At 69.6% G+C, this 18,597-nt stretch carries 19 protein-coding genes; 15 read left to right on the top strand and 4 right to left on the bottom strand.

From position 1 onward, the window contains the following. Positions 1–66 precede the first annotated feature (66 nt). Together AB0P11_RS00665 and AB0P11_RS00660 are read left to right on the top strand one after the other, a co-directional pair. On the top strand, positions 67–1,002 hold the full coding sequence (locus tag AB0P11_RS00665; RefSeq protein ID WP_363518821.1) for a DMT family transporter: 936 nt from the start codon (positions 67–69) through the stop codon (positions 1,000–1,002). A 64-nt stretch (positions 1,003–1,066) separates the two neighbouring features. Next, the gene (locus AB0P11_RS00660; RefSeq protein WP_363518818.1) at positions 1,067–1,807 is read left to right on the top strand and encodes a Pr6Pr family membrane protein; all 741 of its coding nucleotides are present in this window, start codon (positions 1,067–1,069) and stop codon (positions 1,805–1,807) included. Between the two features lie 260 nt (positions 1,808–2,067). On the opposite strand, the gene AB0P11_RS00655 is transcribed toward AB0P11_RS00660, so the two are convergent. Beyond that, on the bottom strand, positions 2,068–2,532 hold the full coding sequence (locus AB0P11_RS00655; RefSeq protein WP_363518815.1) for a hypothetical protein: 465 nt from the start codon (positions 2,530–2,532) through the stop codon (positions 2,068–2,070). 235 nt (positions 2,533–2,767) lie between these two features. Between AB0P11_RS00655 and AB0P11_RS00650 the strand changes: the two genes are divergently transcribed. Genes AB0P11_RS00650 through AB0P11_RS00615 form a run of 8 tightly spaced genes read left to right on the top strand, consistent with a single transcriptional unit; the run spans position 2,768 to position 9,878 of the window. Then, the gene (locus tag AB0P11_RS00650; protein ID WP_363518812.1) at positions 2,768–3,928 is read left to right on the top strand and encodes an AAA family ATPase; all 1,161 of its coding nucleotides are present in this window, start codon (positions 2,768–2,770) and stop codon (positions 3,926–3,928) included. Between the two features lie 6 nt (positions 3,929–3,934). Then, on the top strand, positions 3,935–4,822 hold the full coding sequence (locus tag AB0P11_RS00645; RefSeq protein ID WP_363518809.1) for a DUF58 domain-containing protein: 888 nt from the start codon (positions 3,935–3,937) through the stop codon (positions 4,820–4,822). Continuing rightward, positions 4,809–5,300 (top strand): hypothetical protein, encoded by a 492-nt coding sequence (locus AB0P11_RS00640; protein WP_053098330.1) that lies wholly within the window; start codon positions 4,809–4,811, stop codon positions 5,298–5,300. Before AB0P11_RS00645 ends, AB0P11_RS00640 begins: the two co-directional genes overlap by 14 nt. Next, positions 5,291–6,277: a VWA domain-containing protein gene (locus tag AB0P11_RS00635; RefSeq protein WP_363518805.1), complete on the top strand. Its 987-nt coding sequence runs from the start codon at positions 5,291–5,293 to the stop codon at positions 6,275–6,277. The genes AB0P11_RS00640 and AB0P11_RS00635 overlap by 10 nt, the downstream gene beginning before the upstream one ends. Next, positions 6,259–7,296: a VWA domain-containing protein gene (locus AB0P11_RS00630; protein ID WP_363518802.1), complete on the top strand. Its 1,038-nt coding sequence runs from the start codon at positions 6,259–6,261 to the stop codon at positions 7,294–7,296. The genes AB0P11_RS00635 and AB0P11_RS00630 overlap by 19 nt, the downstream gene beginning before the upstream one ends. Next, a complete protein-coding gene (locus tag AB0P11_RS00625; RefSeq protein ID WP_363518799.1) occupies positions 7,293–8,078 on the top strand; it encodes a hypothetical protein in 786 nt (261 codons plus the stop codon). Before AB0P11_RS00630 ends, AB0P11_RS00625 begins: the two co-directional genes overlap by 4 nt. Beyond that, the gene (locus AB0P11_RS00620) at positions 8,072–9,193 is read left to right on the top strand and encodes a hypothetical protein (protein WP_363518796.1); all 1,122 of its coding nucleotides are present in this window, start codon (positions 8,072–8,074) and stop codon (positions 9,191–9,193) included. The genes AB0P11_RS00625 and AB0P11_RS00620 overlap by 7 nt, the downstream gene beginning before the upstream one ends. Positions 9,194–9,245: 52 nt before the next feature. Further along, positions 9,246–9,878, top strand: a complete 633-nt coding sequence (locus AB0P11_RS00615; RefSeq protein WP_363518793.1) for an ATP-binding protein — start codon at positions 9,246–9,248, stop codon at positions 9,876–9,878. A 28-nt stretch (positions 9,879–9,906) separates the two neighbouring features. On the opposite strand, the gene AB0P11_RS00610 is transcribed toward AB0P11_RS00615, so the two are convergent. The 3 genes from AB0P11_RS00610 to AB0P11_RS00600 all read right to left on the bottom strand — a co-directional run bounded on the left by AB0P11_RS00610 (position 9,907) and on the right by AB0P11_RS00600 (position 12,891). Further along, on the bottom strand, positions 9,907–10,614 hold the full coding sequence (locus AB0P11_RS00610) for a hypothetical protein (RefSeq protein WP_056275856.1): 708 nt from the start codon (positions 10,612–10,614) through the stop codon (positions 9,907–9,909). A gap of 89 nt (positions 10,615–10,703) precedes the next feature. Further along, positions 10,704–11,495: an NAD(P)H-dependent oxidoreductase gene (locus tag AB0P11_RS00605; RefSeq protein ID WP_363518789.1), complete on the bottom strand. Its 792-nt coding sequence runs from the start codon at positions 11,493–11,495 to the stop codon at positions 10,704–10,706. A gap of 13 nt (positions 11,496–11,508) precedes the next feature. Continuing rightward, entirely contained in the window at positions 11,509–12,891 is a 1,383-nt protein-coding gene (locus AB0P11_RS00600; RefSeq protein ID WP_363518786.1) for an MFS transporter, read from the bottom strand. 98 nt (positions 12,892–12,989) lie between these two features. Between AB0P11_RS00600 and AB0P11_RS00595 the strand changes: the two genes are divergently transcribed. The 5 genes from AB0P11_RS00595 (at position 12,990) to AB0P11_RS00575 (ending at position 18,526) form a co-directional block, all read left to right on the top strand. Further along, positions 12,990–13,394, top strand: coding sequence for a helix-turn-helix domain-containing protein (locus AB0P11_RS00595; RefSeq protein WP_363518783.1), 405 nt, complete (start codon positions 12,990–12,992; stop codon positions 13,392–13,394). Between the two features lie 50 nt (positions 13,395–13,444). Then, positions 13,445–14,878 carry an argininosuccinate synthase gene (argG, locus tag AB0P11_RS00590; RefSeq protein ID WP_056275848.1) on the top strand — a complete coding sequence of 478 codons (1,434 nt, stop codon included), beginning with the start codon at positions 13,445–13,447 and terminating at the stop codon, positions 14,876–14,878. Between the two features lie 233 nt (positions 14,879–15,111). Beyond that, the gene (locus AB0P11_RS00585) at positions 15,112–15,735 is read left to right on the top strand and encodes a helix-turn-helix domain-containing protein (protein ID WP_363518780.1); all 624 of its coding nucleotides are present in this window, start codon (positions 15,112–15,114) and stop codon (positions 15,733–15,735) included. Further along, a complete protein-coding gene (locus AB0P11_RS00580) occupies positions 15,732–16,652 on the top strand; it encodes a hypothetical protein (protein WP_363518777.1) in 921 nt (306 codons plus the stop codon). The genes AB0P11_RS00585 and AB0P11_RS00580 overlap by 4 nt, the downstream gene beginning before the upstream one ends. Beyond that, positions 16,649–18,526, top strand: coding sequence for a YhgE/Pip domain-containing protein (locus AB0P11_RS00575; protein WP_363518774.1), 1,878 nt, complete (start codon positions 16,649–16,651; stop codon positions 18,524–18,526). The genes AB0P11_RS00580 and AB0P11_RS00575 overlap by 4 nt, the downstream gene beginning before the upstream one ends. Positions 18,527–18,597: the final 71 nt, after the last annotated feature.

Here is an 18,597-nt window from a genome sequence, read left to right as displayed (position 1 = left end):
GAAAACGAGCGGATGCTGTCGCTCGGGCGCATCGCCGATGTCCGTGGCCGGTGCCAGGATCGAAGGATGCCGAAGACCGGTCGCGTGCGTCGCGACGACAGCCCGAACCCCGCGAAGCCCCGCCCACAGGGTCCGCTCGTGCTTGTCGCCGCACTGGTGACGGTGGTGCTGTGGGCCTCGGCGTTCATCGGCATCCGCGGCGCCGGTCCGCACTTCGACCCGGGCGCGCTGGCGCTGCTGCGCATGGCTGTAGGAAGCGCCGTGCTGGCGATCATCGCGGTGCGCCACGGCATCCGTCTTCCCGACCGGAGGAACTGGTGGCTCGTCGCGGTCTGGGGCGTCGGGTGGTTCTGCGTCTACAACCTGGCCCTCAATGCCGCCGAGCGCACGCTCGATGCCGGCACGGCCGCGATGGTGGTCAACCTCGCGCCGCTCATGGTGGTGGTCTTCAGCGGGCTCTTCCTGCGTGAGGGCTTTCCGAAGCCGCTGATCATCGGCGCGCCGATCGCCTTCCTCGGGGTCGTCCTGATCGGCATGAACTCGTCGACGAGCGAGGGTCCCGACATCACCGGGCTGCTGCTCGCGCTGCTCGCGGCCGTGATGTACGCGGGATGCACGCTGCTGCAGAAGCATCTGCTCAGCGCGGGGTCCGACGCGACCACGCTGACGTTCCTCGGCGCGGTGGCCGGCACGGTCGCGCTGCTTCCGTGGGCGGGCAGCCTGGTCGGAGCACTGCAGACGGCCCCGCTCGGCTCGACGCTGTGGGTGGTGTATCTCGGCATCTTCCCGACGGCGGTCGCGTTCACCACCTGGGCGTACGTCCTGCAGCGCAGCACGGCCGGCCAGACGTCGGCGACGACCTATGTCGTGCCCGCGATCGCGATCCTCATGTCGTGGGCGATCCTCGGTGAGGTGCCGACCCCGCTCATGTTCCTCGGCGGTGCGCTGTGCCTGCTCGGGGTGCTCGTGACACGGATGAAGTGGGGGCGCCGCGCCGCGTGACGTGACGGCATCGCGGTCTAGCGTCAACCGGCATACTGACCGATAAAGTGTGCGCGGAGGCGAAATGACGACCTGGTGGCCCTACGCCCGACTGGCAGCAGCAGCGCTCGGACTCGCGGCGATCATCGCCCAGCTCGCACGCAGCGTCGAGAACGCTCTCGCGGCAACCACCGAGTGGGGCCAGCACCTGCCGACGGTCGCGGCGAACTTCCTCAGCTTCTTCACGATCCTGTCGAACCTGCTCGCGGCCATCGTGCTGATCGTCGCCGCGGTCTGGGCGCTGCGCCACCGTCACGACGAGGAGCGGGAGCCCGGCTGGCTCGCTGTCCTCCTCGTCTGCGTCAGCACGTACATGATCGTCACGGGCATCGTCTACAACACCCTGCTCCGCGGCGTCGAACTGCCCCAGGGCGTCACGGTCCCCTGGTCGAACGAGGTGCTGCACGTCGTCTTCCCGTTGTTCCTGCTGGTCGACCTGCTGTTCGCTCCGCGGCGGCGCGCGCTGCGCTGGCGTGCCGTGGCGATAGCGACGATCTTCCCCATCGTGTGGGTCGTCTACACGATGATCCGGGCGAATCTCATCGTCGCCCCCGCCACCGGCGAGGCCTGGTGGTATCCGTACCCGTTCCTCAACCCCCACATCGTGCCGGGCGGCTATCTCGGGGTCGCCGGCTACATCGTCGGCATCGCCATCGCCATCATCGGCGTGGCCTGCGCGGTCGTCTGGGTGGGCCGCAAGCGCGGCGCCTCTCAGGACGTCGCCGACACGACGCACGCCGAGGAGTCCCCGCGCGCCCGAGGATGATGCGGCGAGAAGCCTGCCCCGAGGCGGAGCGGCTCACGCTGCGGCTATCGGGTTCCGCCCTCGGGCCTGAACGTCGCGAGCACCGGATCGCTCACGTGCTGAGGAGTCGTGGCCAGGGCCTCGCGCGGATCGAGGAGGCGAGCCGACGCCGAGGTCGATGCTCTGGATGTCGGCCCAGTGCACTTCGCCATCCAGGTGGAAGGTCGCGGATCCGAGCCCGCGGGGATGCAGGAACAGTCGCCGAGGCTGCCGCAGTGAGATCAGGTGACTGACGACAGGACCGAGCAGCAGCACCGCGAACAGTGCCCAGTGCCCAGTGCCCAGACGATGCGCCACACACCGCTGACGGTCGCCGCCACGACCGCAAAGGTCGACGCGGCGGCGAGCGCCGCGACCAGCGTCATCGCGGGCACGAGCTTCGATCCGGGAAGGAGGATGCCCCCGGGGACGCTCGCACTCGCCCGACTGATGTCCTCCGCGCTGACGCGCCGGCGAGAGAGCGTGGTGAGCCAGAGTGTCACCGCGATCACCCACCACAGCGAAGGGACAGCGATGAGCACGCCGATCATGGATCGCATGGACCCGGTGTCGTGCAGGTACGCCCAGGCGCAAGCAGAGGTAGCGACGGCCGCGAGGATCACGTTCAGCACGACCACGGCCACCCATAACGGTCGTCCGATCGAGTACTCGAGCGCACTGCGCGGCATCGTTCTGAGCTGCTTCATCGTTCCCGCATCATCCGAAGATCGAGCTCTCAGCTAAGCACGCGTCCGTCGCTCCGCCGATATACGCGTCGGGCCGGATCAGATCCCATGATGTCGAGTCACGGATGCCGTCCCCCCCTGCGTGGCCCGCCGCCGCGCCATCCGCGCCGGGGCCGGAGCCGCGCCGGCCGATGCGGTTACGCTGGTCGACGGGGGGTCGTCGACGCGTCCCCCGTGGGAACGAGGAGACACACCGATGAACGAGCCCTACGCGCCCGGCCCCTCCGCAGGTTCGACGCCGCCGCCTCCGCCTGCGCCCTCCGCCCAGGCCGCCGCGCCGGCTCCTCCCGCTCCCGCGACCCGCGCCGAATCGTCGGCCCCCGCGGCCCCCGCGGCCCCCGCGGCCTCCCCGTCGGCGAGCAGGAAGTCCGAAGCGCCGACGGACGCCGAGCTCCAGCGCGCGAGCGCCGTGCTGAAGACCGTGTCCGACGCATACTCGGCCAAGATGGTCGGCCAGGAGCGTCTGCGCATGAGCCTGCTGATCTCGCTGATCGCGGGCGGGCACATCCTGCTCGAGAGCGTTCCGGGTCTGGCGAAGACCACCGCGGCCAGCACCCTCGCCGACACCGTGAGGGCGCAGTTCAAGCGCATCCAGTGCACCCCCGACCTGCTGCCCAGCGACATCACGGGCAACCAGATCTACGACGCGGCGACCGGGTCGTTCCGCACCGTGCTCGGACCGGTGCACGCGAACTTCGTGCTGCTCGACGAGATCAACCGCTCGAGCGCCAAGACCCAGAGCGCCATGCTCGAGGCCATGCAGGAGCACCAGACCACGATCGGCGGCGAGGTCCACCACCTGCCCAAGCCGTTCCTGGTGATCGCGACGCAGAACCCCATCGAGCAGGAGGGCACCTACGAGCTGCCCGAGGCGCAGATGGACCGCTTCCTGCTCAAGGAGATCGTCGAGTACCCGAGTCCCGCCGAGGAGTTCGAGATCCTCGGCCGCATCGACTCGGGAGTGCTCGATCCCGACCGTCACGTCTCGAGCGCCATCAGCCTCGACGACGTGCACATGCTGCAGGACGTCGCGAGCCGCATCTACGTCGACCCCGCGATCCGCAGCTACATCGTCTCGATCGCCTACGTCACGCGGAACCCCGGCCCGTACATCGGCGAGGAGCGCGCGCGCTTCATCAAGTACGGCGCGAGCCCGCGTGCGAGCATCGCGTTCCTGCAGGCGTCGCGGGCGCTGGCGCTGCTCAACGGCCGCGGCCACGTGATCCCCGAGGACATCCGCTCGCTGCGCCACCTCGTGCTGCGTCACCGCGTGCTGCTGACGTTCGAGGCCGACGCCGAGGGCATCCGCAGCGAGGAGATCATCGACCAGATCTTCGCGTCCGTCCCCACGCCCTGACCCGCCATGGCCAGCCTGATCGCCCAGGTGAAGAGCAAGCTCTTCATCCACTCGTCGCGCAAGTCGCTGCACGCGCTCGACGGCGCCTACGCGTCGCTGCTGCACGGCCGCAGCCTCGACTTCGAGGACCTGCGCAAGTACGAGTACGGCGATCAGGTGCGCGACATCGACTGGCGCGCGACGGCTCGACTGGGCACTCCTCTGGTCAAGCGGCACCGTGCGATGCGGATGCACACGGTCCTCTTCGTGGTCGACACCGGCCGCTCGATGGGCGCGCTCGCGCACGACGAGAAGTCGAAGAAGGACCTCGCGATCCTCGCCACCGGCGTGCTCGGCGTGCTGGCGCTGCGGCACGGCGACGACTTCTCACTGGTCTACGGCGATTCCGACCGCATCCGCCGCCGCGCGCCGGGCCGCAGCGAAGGCGCACTGGAACACGCGCTGCGCACGATCGACCGGTCGATCGACACGAGCAGGGCAGCCAGCGACCGCGACGCGCTGCTGTCGTACGTCACGCGCACGATCTCTCGCCGCATGATCGTCGTCGTCATCACCGACCAGGCTCCGGTCACGACGGAGACCGAACGGATGCTGCGCCGACTGCGCGTGCAGCACGACGTCCTGTGGCTGACCGTGAGCGACGCCGATCCGGTGCTCGACCACGCGACGGCCACCATCCGCAGCGATGTCGACAGCATGTGGGAGGTGCCGGACTTCGTGCAGGGCGATCCCGACATCATCCGCGAGCTCGCCGCGCAGACCGAGGCCGACGCGGCGCGTCTTGCTGAGCTGCTCAAGCGCATGGAGATCAGCCACAGCGTGCTGGCGGGTCAGGACGACGCCGTCTCGCAGCTGCTCCAGCTGCTGAATCGGAGGTCGAATGCCCGACTCTGATGAGCTGTACCCGCCTTTCCAATACGGCTGGGGCTGGATCCTGGTCGCATTCGGCATCCTCCTGCTGCTGATCGCGGCAGCATGGGTGGTCGTGGCGCTCACCAGGCCGCGACGTGACCTCACGCTGTCGCGCGACGCCCAGGGACCGACCCTGCTCACCACCGACGTGCTGTCGCAGCTGCGGGTCGAGTACTTCGACCGGATCCAGCGCATCGAAGACGACTACCGCGCCCGCACCCTGTCCGCCCGCAACGCGAATCTCGAGCTCAGCCGCGTCGTGCGCACGTTCGTGAACGAGTACAGCGGACTCGAGGCACCGGTGCTCGCGCTCGACGACCTCGTCTCTCGAGGGGTCCATCCCGCGCTCGTCGACGCCATGGGTCGCCACTACTACCCCAGCATCTTCCGGCCCGGTCCCGCGATCGACCCGATCGCCGGCGCCGAGGCGGCCCGAACGGTGGTGCGCACATGGCACTAGCGAACGGGTGGCTCATCCTCGTCGCCGTGGCCGTCGTGGTCATCGCGATAGCGCTCGGAATCGTCATCGGGCTGCGCAGCGGTGTGAAGACCGAGGCCCACGAGCGCGCCCGCGTCGCCCGAGCCGAGCGCCTGCGCGCGCTGCCGACTTTCCGCCAGGCGTTGAACCGCCGCGTGCTCGCACTGTCGAGCATCCTGCTCATCGGCGTGATCGCGACCCTCGCGGCCGGGGTCGTCTCCGCCCGGCCGATGGCGTCGCAGACCATCCAGCCCGTCAATACGAGCCGCGACATCATGCTCTGCCTCGACGTCTCGGGGTCGATGAGCGAGGTCGACGTCGAGGTGCTCACGGTCTTCGAGGAGCTGCTCGAGGACTTCGAGGGCGAACGCATCGGCCTCACGATCTTCAACAGCTCGCCCGTGCAGATCTTCCCCCTGACCGATGACTACGAGTTCATCCGCAGCCACCTGCAGAGCATCCGCGAGAGCTTCGAGTTCGCCGAATCGGTCCCCGAGCACTGGGTGGGCACGCTCAACGGCAACGGTGCCTCGCTGATCGGCGACGGCCTCGCGGCATGCGCGATGGCGTTCGACCACCCCGACGACGAGCGGTCGCGCTCGATCATCTTCGCGACCGACAACGAGGTCAACGGCGCCTCGATCGTGACGCTCGACGAGGCCGCCGCGTATGCCGCATCGAACGGCGTGCGCGTCTTCGCACTCAACCCGGTGCAGGGCAAGGACGCCGACGTCAGCGCCGAGCTCACGAAGGCCGCCGAGGCCACGGGCGGACAGGCGTACGGCCTCCGGGACACCACCACCGTGAGCGACATCGTCACGCAGGTGCAGGAGCAGGAGGCGTCCGCGCTGAAGGGTCAGGCGCAGGTCGTCTGGACAGACGCGCCGAACCTCTGGATCGTCGTGCTGATGATCTCGATGCTCTCGTTCATCGTCGTGCTGTGGAGGGTGAGACTGTGATCTTCCAGCCCGTGCTGAACGTCTTCCTCCTCGCTCTGCTCTGCGCGCCGGTGGCCGCCCTCGCCGTGATGGCGCTGATCAGGGCGACCGGCCGCGGACGGGCGCTCTGGGCCATGCGGCTCGTCATGCTGCTCGCCTGCTTCGTCATGCTCCTGCGCCCGGGGATCCCCGGCGGTGCCACCGAGACCCTCGCGACCGACACCGACATCGTGCTCGTCGTCGACACCACCGCGAGCATCGTCGCCGAGGACTGGGACGGCGACAAGCCTCGCCTCGACGGCGTCCGCGCCGACGTGCAGGCGATCGTCGACGAGTACCCCGGTGCGCGGTTCGCGCTGATCACGTTCGACGCCACGGCCGATCTCCGCATGCCGCTCACCACCGACACCACCGCGCTCGTCTCGTCGCTCGAGGTGCTGCGCCCCGAGGTGACGAGCCAGTCGCGCGGCAGCTCCATCGGCATCGCGAACCAGCTGCTCTCGGGCACCCTGTCGAACGCGGCCGAGTCGTCGCCCGATCGCTCGCGCATGGTGTTCTACTTCGGAGACGGCGAGCAGACGGTCTCGTCGGCCCCCGAGCCGTTCGACGGGAGCGCCGAGCTCACCGACGCCGGCGCCGTGCTCGGGTACGGCACCGCGGAGGGCGGACCGATGAAGCTCACCACGGGCGGCGTGGACGGTTCGTCGAGCGAATACATCGAGTACGAGGGTGCGAACGCGCTGTCGGTGATCGACGAGGGGAACCTCGAGGCGATCGCCTCGGATCTCGGAGTCGAGTACCAGCACCGCACCGCGGATGCCGCACTCACCCTGCCCGAGGCGCCCTCGACCACCACCACCTACGCGGAGTCCGGCACCGTGGGCAACGTGACCGAGCTCTACTGGGTCGCCGCCCTCGTGATCGTGGCGCTGCTCGGCGTGGAGCTCACGAGGGCGAGCATGCTCGTGGCCCGACTGCGTCTGCTGCGAGCGCCGTCGACATCGCCGCGACGCCGGACGACCGACGGAGGTGCCGCATGACGGATCTGTCTGCACGCGCCGGCGGGACGCCGTCCGACAGCCCTGAGGACCTGAGGGCGTCGGCCGCCGCCGCGCTGCTGGCCTCGAATCGTCGCCGTCGCCGCATCCGACGGTGGATCGCGATCGGCACGCTTCCGCTGACACTGGCCGCACTGCTGTTCGTCGGCAAGATCCTCAGCATGTACGCATTCGCGCACCAGTCGATCACCGCGTACGTGGCCGATGACTATGCCGGATCAGAGGCGTCGGCCCGCGGGCAGGAGTTCCTCAACTGGTTCGAGCCCTTCAAGGCGCCGTTCAACGTCGGCACCGCGCTGGCGGGCGCCGAGAAGCTGCCGGATGCTCGGGCGAAGCTCGAGGAATCACTCGACCTCGCGACCGGCCTCGAGGTGTGCACGGTGCGCATCAACCTCGCTCTCGTCCTCGAGCGCATGGGCGACGCCGCCCGCGCCGAGGGCGACGGCGCGGGGGCCGCGGAGTTCTACGGCGAGGCGCTCACCGTCACGACCGAGATGCCCGAGGAGTGCAACAGCGACGAGGCGCAGGAGCAGTCGTCCGACCCCGACCGCGACATGCAGCAGAGCAGGGAAGACCTCGAGGACCGCCTCAAGCAGAAGCAGCAGAACGAGCAGCCGCCGCCGGAGGAGGAGCAGGAGCAGGAGCCGCAGCCCTCCGACGAGAAGCTCGAAGAGCTCGAGGACAAGCTCGAGCAGGGCACGCAGGAGCGCGATCAGCAGCAGGGCGACGATGGCGGAGGCTCGGGAACGGACAAGCCATGGTGATGGATCACGAGAAGCAGCGGGCCCGCTACGTCGCCGGCACGGAGGGTGCGCCGCCCGTGCCGCCGCCCGGCGGCTATCGCAACGCCCGCCGCCAGGCCGGGCCGGTCGTGCAGCATCCCGGCGCTCCGGCGATGTCGGGCACGGCGACCGCAGCCGACGTCGCCTCCGCGGAGAAGAAGCCGGCGAACGCACTCGGCTGGATCGCACTGATCGCCGGCATCCTGTTCGCCCTGATCCTCCTCATCATGCTCGCGATCGGAGCGACCGACGCGGTCTACGGCGTGACGATGCTGACGCTGCAGCTCGTCGTCGTCGCCGTCGTGATCGGCGCGCTGTTCACCGCCCGAGGACGCACGCTGGCCGCCGTCGCCCTCGCTGTCACGCTGATCTTCAACGTCGCCACCGTGGGCGGCATCGGTGCACTGCAGACGTCGGCCTCGGGCAGCTACGACGGCATGAAGACCGACGAGCAGAAGCACGAAGAGGCCTACCCGGGCATCAAGGGCACCGATCCGCAGGACGCTCTCACCCAGCAGTCGCTCGAAGAGGTGAAGACCGAGGCGGACAGCCTGTTCGCCGACATCCGCGAGCGCATCACCGCCGAGTACGGATACGACTGGGTGCAGGTCGGCGACGAGGATCTGCGTCCGGAGCGCAACGGCTACGGCGGCGAATCGATGCTCATCGAGTACACCTCCGCCGGCTGGGCCACCACCGAGCCGATCCAGGACTACAGCCTCAAGCTCGAGGTCATGTCGACGATCGACTCGGTCGTCGCCGAGCACGGTCTGCCCACGCTGTACTCGTTCAACGGGGAGTACTCGGGGATCGACGCGTCGATGATCGCGAAGCTCTACGGCAGCGAAGACCCGCGCGAGCAGCACACGTGGGAGTACTACACCGAGAACTACCCCGATCCGATGAGGTTCTACGCGAACATCTTCGACCTCTCGAACGACCCGTCGGGCGACTTCCTGACGACGCGCGAGGCGCAGAACGCCCGCACCGGCGAGCCCCTCGAGGGGCTGCAGATGGTGGTCATCGCGAGCGCCGTGCTCAGCGATGCGGACCGAGCCGAGTTCGAGCAGAAGCTGCAGGAGTACCCCGGGTTCTGAGCCCTGGCGAGTCTGCCATCCCCGACCGGCCGCGGATCGGTAGAGTGCGGTGATGAAGTCGGAGGATCGCGCCACGTGGACCATCACGACGCATGACTGGGCGCGAGATGTCGACGTCGATCACCTGCACGGCATCCGCGACGAACGAGCCATGTACGAACCCGGCGGACGCCGCCATCAGATCCTCGAAGTCCTCGCGTACGCGGACGACGAGGCCGCTGGGCTCGGGCGAATCGGCCATGTCGTCGTGAGCATCTCTCGCGACGGCTCGGTGTCGGTCGCCGACGATGGCCGCGGCACCGACACGCGGACCGACGGCGGGGGTGACATCGTGCGGAAGCCCGTCATGGCCACCCGGGATGTCCGCTTCTTCGAATCTGCCTCGGCACCGCTTCTGCCGGATGGTCTGCCGCGCCGCGGAATGTCGACAGTCTCGGCACTCAGCTCTGTCCTCGCCCACGAGAACCGGCGGGCTGACGGGCGGTGGGTGCAGGAATACCACCACGGAGTCCCGTCGACGGACCTGCGCATCCTGGCCGATCCGGCAGAAGTCTCACCCGGCGCCGGCGCGGGGACCGGGACGACGGTGACGTTTCGCTCCGAGCTCGGCGACCCGACGGACCTCAGCGACACGGATCTCGCCGCGTTCCGTTGGGTGAGCATCCGGGTCGTCCGCGAGGGCTGACCTATCGGGCGGGCTCATCGCGGTGATGCTAGCTCGCGAGCGAGAGCCCCGCGGCGAGCGCGAAGCCCAGCACGGTCGCGAGCCCGGTCACCTGCTTGGCCTTCTGCTGCGCGTCGGGCACCATCGAGTCGACGAGCATCACGAGCAGCGCGCCTGCCGCGAAGCCGCTCGCGCCGGCCCGGAAGTCGTCGCCGGTGCTGCTCGCCACCGCGAATCCGGCGACGGTCGCCAGCGCGCAGATGACCGAGATGCCGGCCCACAGCAGCAGCACGCGCGACTTCGCCATGCCGCCCTTCAGCAGGTCGGCGGCCGAGCCGATCGACTCGGGCAGGTTCGAGACCACGATCGCCACGACGAGCGCGATGCTCACCGGTTCTCCGGAGGCCAGTCCGATTCCCAGCACGAGCTGCTCGGGGATGCCGTCGAGCAGTGCTCCGAGCGCGAGCGGGACGCCCGCTCCCCGTTCCTGGGACTTCGCGGCTCGCGCATCGAGGATCCGGTCGGCGATGAAGTACGCGAGCGCGCCAGCGACCACGCCGACGATGAGAGGGATGGGGCCTGCGAGGTCCAGCCCCTCCTCCCACAGCTCGAAGGCGATGGAGGCCATCAGGGCACCGGCTCCGAAGCCGAGCACGATGCCCAGCCAGCGCGGCGGCCAGGTGCGCAGGAGAGCGAGAACAGCGCCGATGATGAGGGGCGACGCCGCGACGACGCCCCACAGGATCGCTCCACCCATGCCGTCCTCCTTCACGGACACTCTGCCACCGTCGGGGCCGATCGTGCAGAAGCGGAGAGCTACGCCCGCGCGCGTCGGGCCGCGTCGCCTCAGTCGACCGCGACGCGATGGATGCCGAGGTCGGTGCGCCCGGGAAGCAGGTCCGATCGCAGCGCCCGGGTGCCGTGGTAGTCGCCATCGCGCAGCCGACGGTACGGGCGGCTCGGAGATTCGAACGCCACTCCGGAGAGCCTCTCGATCAGCCGTGCGCTCTCGAGATCGACGCGCTCCGCGTCCAACCCGTCAGCGTCGTGGACGACGTGCAGGTCGAGCGGCTCGATGCCCGTGTACCAGAGGGTGCCGTGGGTCAGCGGGAACAGCAGCGAGTCCAGATCCCCGCTGATGCCCCGTTCTCCGATCGAGCGCTCGTCCTCCCCTGCCGTCACGATCACGAGAGCTCGGCGCCCGGCGAGCGGGCCCTCTCCGTATCGCAGCGGCAGACCGGTCTCGGCATCCGCGGGGCCGTAGGCGAAGCCGTTGGTGAGCACCCGATCGAGCCAGCCTTTGAGGATCGCCGGCGGTCCGTACCACCACAGCGGGAACTGGAGCACGACGAGGTCGGCGGCCGCGAGCTTGCGCTGCTCCTCGGTGACGTCCGGCGGCAGCTGGCCCGCGGCGTACGCCTCGCCCATCAGGTCGACGACGCTGCCCTCACGCCCCCGGGGCTCGCCCAGATCCGGCGCTGCGAGAACCGGATCGAAGCCCTGAGAGTACAGGTCGGTGATCTCGACATCGTGGTCGCGCGCGAGGGCGTCGACCCCATCTCGGAACAGTCGCGCGTTGAACGAGCTCGATCGGGGGTGGGCATAGATCCAGTGGACGGTCGGGCGCGATGCTGACACGGGTGTCCTTCCTTCAGCGGGCATCGATGGCCGGGTTCTCGGCAGCGCTCACCGGCGAGCGTCTCCACAGCGGCAGGAGCGCGGCGGCGACGACCCCGACGGTCGCGACCAGCAGGGCGACGAGGAAGCCGCGAGAGCCGACGATCGACGCGATCGTGCCGAGCACCGCGATGCCGAGACCGCCGCCGAGGGCGAACCCGACCTCCTGGATCGCCCCCACCTGACCGGCGTCGTCCTCCGTCGTGACGTCGAAGAGCGTGGTGGCGGCGAGCGTCGCCGCGACTCCGAACCCCGCGCCGACGAGCACCAGAGGGATCACGACCAGCTCGACGCCCGTCGACAGCCACGCGAGTCCCGCCCCCTGCACCACCAGGGCGAGCACGGTGAGCGTCGGCGAGGTCAACCACCGCAGGAACAGGGGTGCGAGCACCCCGCCGAGGGCGATCGCCACCGCCTGCGGGAGGATCGCGATACCGGCTTCGGCCGCGCTGAAGCCCCGCGCATCCTGCAGGTGGAGGCTCACCAGGAGCACGGATGCCGTCGACACCCCGCTGCTCGCCAGGATGCGCACGATCGCAGGGCTGAAGCCGGGCACGCCGAACAGCCGCATGTCGATGAGAGGCTCGGCGAGGGCACGCTGGCGGCGGATGAAGAAGACGAGCGTCACGACGGCGACGACACCCGCGATGCCGGCGGCGAGGGGAGCGGCGAGCACCTCGTGCAGGGCGAAGACGAGAGACCCGAGCGCGACGATCGACGACACGATGCTGAGGATGTCCCACGACGGGCGACGGGAGCTGCGCGAATCCGGCACGAGCCAGATCGCGAGCACCCCGGCGACGACGGCGAGCGGCACGCTTCCGAGCAGCAGCCAGCGCCACCCCGGACCCTCGGTCACCAGCCCGCCGAGCACGGGTCCGAGCGCGCTGCCGGCACCGAACGTCGCGGTCCACAGCCCGTAGGCGAGCACCCGCTGCCGTGCGTGATAGTGCGCCCCGATCGTCGCGACGACGCCCGCCACGACGAACGCCTCGGCGACGCCGAGGAGCGCCCGGACGACGATGAGCAGCATCCCGTCCTGAGCGAATCCGCCGACGAGGTTGAGCACCGCGAAGCCGGCGAGACCGGCGAGCACGATCCGCTTGCGACCGAACGCGTCTCCGATCCTGGCCGCGATGATCAGGGTCGCCGCCAGCGACAGCGCGTACACGTCGACGAGCCACAGCGCTCCACTGTCGGACAGGACGAGATCGCCGCGGATCGCGGGCAGCGCGGTCGACATGCTGCTGATCGCGAGAGCCCCGGTCAGGATGCCGAGAAGCAGCGGGATCATGGCGAGCCACGGATGCAGGGTCGTGCGCGGTCGAGCGGATGCCGTGGGAATCGGGAAGGTCACCGCATCAGTCTCCCGGTCTGAGTACACTTCAGACAAGTACTGTCATTCCGGGTAGATAGTGACCGAATGGATACCATGACGACCAGGAGGCGGAGCCGATGAGGGAGAAGACCGAGCGGATCGTCCGGGAGTGGGGCGACGCGTGCGACGCGGAGATCTCGATCGCCGTCCTCGGCGGGGCCTGGAAGCCCAGCATCCTCAGCCTCCTCGATGAGCATGAGGTGCTGCGTTTCGGCGAACTCAGCCGGCTTCTCGACGAGCCCACAGCCCGCGTGCTCACCCGTCAGCTGCGCGAGCTGGAGGATGACGGCCTGATCCTCCGCACGGTCTACCGGCAGGTGCCTCCCAAAGTCGAATACCGACTCAGCGACCTCGGGCGCGGATCGATGCCGCTCGTCGAGTCGCTCACGAGCTGGGGTGCCGGCTACGCCGCGCATCAGCGACGCGAGCTGGCGCGGCTCGACTCCGAGCCCGAGGCGCTCGACGCCGTCGTCGCCCGCTGACGGCCGACGCCGTCCGAAACAGCCGACACGCCGCCGATAGACTGGGAAGCATGTCCAAGGTCCTCCAGTCACTTCCCGTCGGCGAGCGCGTCGGCATCGCCTTCTCCGGAGGACTCGACACCTCCGTCGCCGTCGCGTGGATGCGCGACAAGGGCGCCGTCCCTTACACGTACACCGGTGATCTCGGTCAGTACGACGAAGACGACATCGAGTCGATCCCCGGCCGTGCCCTCGAGTACGGCGCCGAGGCCTCGCGCCTGGTCGACTGCAAGACCGCGCTGGTCGAAGAGGGCCTGGTGGCGCTCGCCTGCGGCGCCTTCCACATCCGCTCCGGCGGCCGCACCTACTTCAACACCACTCCCCTCGGCCGCGCCGTCACCGGCACGCTGCTGGTGCGCGCCATGAAGGAGGACGGCGTCGACATCTGGGGCGACGGCTCGACCTACAAGGGCAACGACATCGAGCGGTTCTACCGCTACGGCCTGCTCGCCAACCCGCGTCTGCGCGTGTACAAGCCGTGGCTGGATGCCGACTTCGTCACCGAGCTCGGCGGCCGCAAGGAGATGAGCGAGTGGCTCGTCGCCCACGACTTCCCCTACCGCGACTCGGTCGAGAAGGCGTACTCGACCGACGCCAACATCTGGGGCGCCACGCATGAGGCGAAGACGCTCGAGCACCTCGACGTCTCGCTCGAGACCGTCGACCCCATCATGGGCGTGAAGTTCTGGGACCCCTCGGTCGCGATCGAGACCGAAGACGTCTCCGTCACGTTCGAGGCCGGCCGCCCCGTCGCACTCAACGGCGTCGAGTACACCGACCCGGTGGCCCTGGTGCAGGAGGCCAACACGATCGGCGGACGCCACGGCCTCGGCATGAGCGACCAGATCGAGAACCGCATCATCGAGGCGAAGTCGCGCGGCATCTACGAGGCCCCGGCCATGGCGCTGCTCTTCATCGCCTACGAGCGCCTCGTCAACGGCATCCTGAACGAGGACACCCTCGCGACCTACCACGAGCAGGGTCGCCGCCTCGGTCGGCTGATGTACGAGGGCCGCTGGCTCGAGCCGCAGTCGCTCATGCTGCGCGAGTCCATCCAGCGCTGGGTCGGCCTCACGATCTCGGGCACCGTGACGATCCGCCTGCGCCGCGGTGACGACTGGACGATCCTCGACACCACCTCGCCGAACCTGTCCTACGGCCCCGAGAAGCTCTCGATGGAGCGCGTCGGCGACGCCGCCTTCGGCCCGGTCGACCGCATCGGCCAGCTCACGATGCGCAACCTCGACATCGCCGACTCGCGCGCACGCCTCGAGCAGTACGCAGGCCTCGGCCTCGTGGGCGGCGCGACGGGCGAGCTCGTCGGTCGCGTCACCGCCGGCGAGTCCGGCGAGATCACGGGTTCCGTCGAAGAGGTCGACGAGAACTTCGCCGACGCGGTCGACACCGCATCCGAGGGCGCTGCCTTCGACTCCGGCACCGACTGACGTCAAGGGTTCTGCAGAAGGGGGCGGATGCTGCGGCATCCGCCCCCTTTTCTGTCTGTGCCCGCCGCTCGCCGTTCACGATTCAGCATGAGCGCCGGGATTCGGGTCCGCATGGTGCTGATTGCGGCTTTAAGCGCCCATCCGTGCTGAGTTGTGAACGGCCCACCGTTCAGACCCTGTGAGTCCCCCGAGTTATCTTGCACACTACTGTGCACATTACGTATCATTGAGGCATGACCACCCGTGCTCCCCGTCGCGACTCCGTCGAGAACCGCGCCGGAATCCTCGATGCGGCCCGCGCGACCCTCGCCACCGACCCGCGGGCGTCCATCGACGTCATCGCCCGCAGCGCCGGCCTGTCGCGCCGCACCCTCTACGGCCACTTCGACGACCGAGAGGCTCTGATCCGCGAGCTGATCTCGGTCGGAGCGCAGCGCTTCAACGCGATCGCCGAATCCGTCATCGACGCCGACTCGCGCATCGCGCTGGCCCGCCTCGCCGCACGACTCTGGCAGGAGGCGGCGCACGTTCAGGTCGCAGCCGCGCTCGCCCTCGACGAAGCCCACGTGCAGCACACCGCAGACGCCCTGGCCCCGCTGCGCCGCACCGTCGCCGCCCTCGCGCGTCGCGGGCAGGAAGACGGCAGCTTCCGCACAGACCTCTCTGCCTCGACCCTCGCCCGCCTCATCGAAGAGGTCGCCCGCACGGTCGTCTCGCGCACGGACGCATCGAGCACCGGGGCAGCCGATCTCGCTGTTCGCACTCTGCTCAGCATCGCCGGACTCTCGTGGCGCGAGGCCGACGAGCTGTTGAGCGCGCACCCGGACATCGTCGAATCACAGGAGGTCAGCGCATGAGGGTCACCCTGCACGACGTGAGCAAGGGACGCGGTGGTCAGGCGCTGCCGACGACGAGCCTCGAGTTCCACAGCGGAGCGGTGCGCTTCGCACTCGCCGAGACCGAGCAGCGCCCGACGGTGCTGGGCCTCATCGCCAGCGGTCGGATGCGGCCGGACACCGGGCGCGTGACGATCGACGGCGACGCGGACAACCGCGCGCTGCGCCGCACGATCGCGCTCGTCGACGCCCCCGACGTGAGCGATCCCCACGCTGACATCACCCTCGCGGGTGTCGTCGGCGAAGAGCTCATGTTCGCCGGCGTCGGCGCCACCCCTCTGCACGCACGGCGCTGGCTGAATCAACTCGGCTTCGGCGAGCTCGCCGGCGTGGCGATCGGCAACGTCGATCCCGCCGCACGGGTGCGCATCCTCTGCGAACTCGCGATCCTCCGCACGGGCACCGAAGGAATCGTGCTCGTCTCGCCCGACCGTCACGGCGGCAGCCCGGACGGCTGGTGGCGGATCGCGTCGGAGTTCGCCGACCGCGGGTACGCGATGCTCGTCGTCATCGGCGGATCCGCTGCGGTCGCCCTCGAGCGCATGCACGAACTCGAGGCGATCAACGCGTCCGGACCGGTCGAGCCGCTCGTCCTCGACCTGCCCGGCGGCTCTGATCCCGAGCCCGAGCCAGACTCCGAGGCCGAGCCCGAGCCCGAGCCAGCGCCCGAACCGGATCCCGAGCCCGACCCTGAGCCAGAGCCGGCGCCCGAACCGGATCCTGAGCCAGAGCCCGAGGCGGAAGACCCGGACGAGCGCCCCGCGACACCGCATGCCGACGCCGAGCACGCGGATGCTCTCGGCTCTCCCCCGGCCGACGACGAAGACCCAGCCGCAGAACCCGAGCCGAACACGACAGAGAACGGAGGCGAGCGATGAAGGTTCCCGCCATGATCGCCGCCGAGCTGCGGCGCCTCACCGCGAGCAGGATGGGCGTGATCGCCCTGATCGCACTGGTCTGCGTGCCCATCCTCTACGGCGGCCTGTACCTCTGGGCCAACCAGGACCCGTACGCGAAGTTCCCGGAGGTCCCGGTCGCGCTGGTCGTCGATGACAGTGGAGCCCCCGAGCCCACCACGGGAACGGATGCCGCCACCGGCGAGACCGTGAACTACGGCGAGGACGTCGCCGACAACCTCATCGACGGCAACGCCTTCGACTGGCAGCGGATGTCGGCCGACGAGGCCGCCGACGCATTGCGGGAGGGAACGGTCGACTTCACCGTCACGATCCCCGCCGACTTCTCGTCGGCCTTGACCTCGGCCGCGGGTGACGACCCCCACCAGGCGCGCATCGAGCTCGAGACCAACGACGCGAACAACTACCTCGCGTCGTCGATGGGCACGCAGGCGGTGGAGAAGATCCGCAGCTCGGTCGCCGAGATGGTGGGCAGCGAGGCCGCAGAGCGCCTGCTCACCGGCCTCAGCGAGGTGCGCGACAACCTCGTGACCGCGGTCGACGGAGCGACCCAGCTCGCCGACGGCGCCGACACCGCCGCCACCGGCAGTGCGACGCTCGCAGACGGAACCTCTCAGCTCGCCGCGGGCACGTCGCAGCTCGCGGGCGGCGCGTCCGAGCTCGCCGGTGGTGCGGCGACGCTGGCGTCGGGGGCTCAGCAGGTCAGTGACGGCAACCGGCAGCTGGCCGACGTCGCGGACCGGGCCGGATCGGCTGTGCAGCAGGCGACGGATGCTCTGCCCCAGGCGCGCGAGGACATCGCCACCGTGCTCACGGATCAGGGCCTGACGCCGGAGCAGATCGATCGGGTCCTCACGACACTCGATCCCCTCGCGACACGACTCCAGGAGGGCAACTCGACCGTGCAGAACGCGGTCGACAAGGTCGACCAGCTCGCCGCAGGAGCGGACTCGGTGGCATCCGGCGCCTCGCAGCTCGCCGGCGGCGCGCAGACCCTGGCCAGCGGCGCGCAGACCGTCGCCACCGGCGCCGCGGCGGCGAACGACGGCGCGGCCCAGCTGCGCGATGGGCTCGGAACCCTCGCGTCGGGAACGGCCGAGCTGCGCGACGGGCTCTCGGACGGTGTGCAGCAGATCCCCGTCTCGACGCCGGAGCTCCGCACGCTGCAGGCCGACACGATCGCCGACCCGGTCAAGGTCTCGAGCGACAAGGTCGCCTCCGCCGAGGACTACGGCGCCGGTCTCGCACCGTTCTTCGCCGCACTGTCGGCCTGGATCGGCATCTACGCCCTGTTCCTCATCGTGAAGCCGATCTCCCGCCGCGCGGTCACGGCGCTGCACTCTCCGATCCGAGTGACGCTCGCCGGGTGGCTCACCCCGGCGATGCTCGGCGCGGTGCAGATGCTGGGGCTCATGGGCATCCTGGCGATCACCCTGGGCTTCACGTTCAACAACCCCATCGGCACCTTGGGCGTGATGATCTTCGCGTCGGCGACCTTCGCGGCGATCATCCTCGCCCTCAACGTCTGGCTCGGTTCCGTGGGGCAGTTCCTCGGACTCGTGCTCATGGTTCTGCAGCTCGTCACCGCGGGCGGCACCTTCCCCTGGCAGACCCTCCCCGCCCCGCTGGCCGCGCTCCACCACGTGCTGCCCCTCGGCTACGTCGTCGACGCCATGCGGCAGCTGATGTACGGCGGCAGCCTCGGCCGGGCGGGCTGGGATCTGGTGGTACTGGGCATCTGGCTGGTCGGCGCGCTGCTGCTCGCCGCCATCGGAGTGACGCGCATGACGCACCGGCGCACGCTGCGCGACCTGCAGCCGAGCCTGATCGGCTGACACTGCGGGCGGGGGCGAGAACACCCCCGCCCGCGAATGCTTTATGGGTAGTATTCCGGAAGCGTCTGTTG

Source organism: Microbacterium sp. NPDC079176 (assembly GCF_040686675.1).
In the GTDB taxonomy this organism is placed as follows: Bacteria; Actinomycetota; Actinomycetes; order Actinomycetales; family Microbacteriaceae; genus Microbacterium.
The sequence above is the reverse complement of the archived record's forward strand: the minus strand, read 5'-3'. Positions and strand labels throughout refer to the sequence as shown.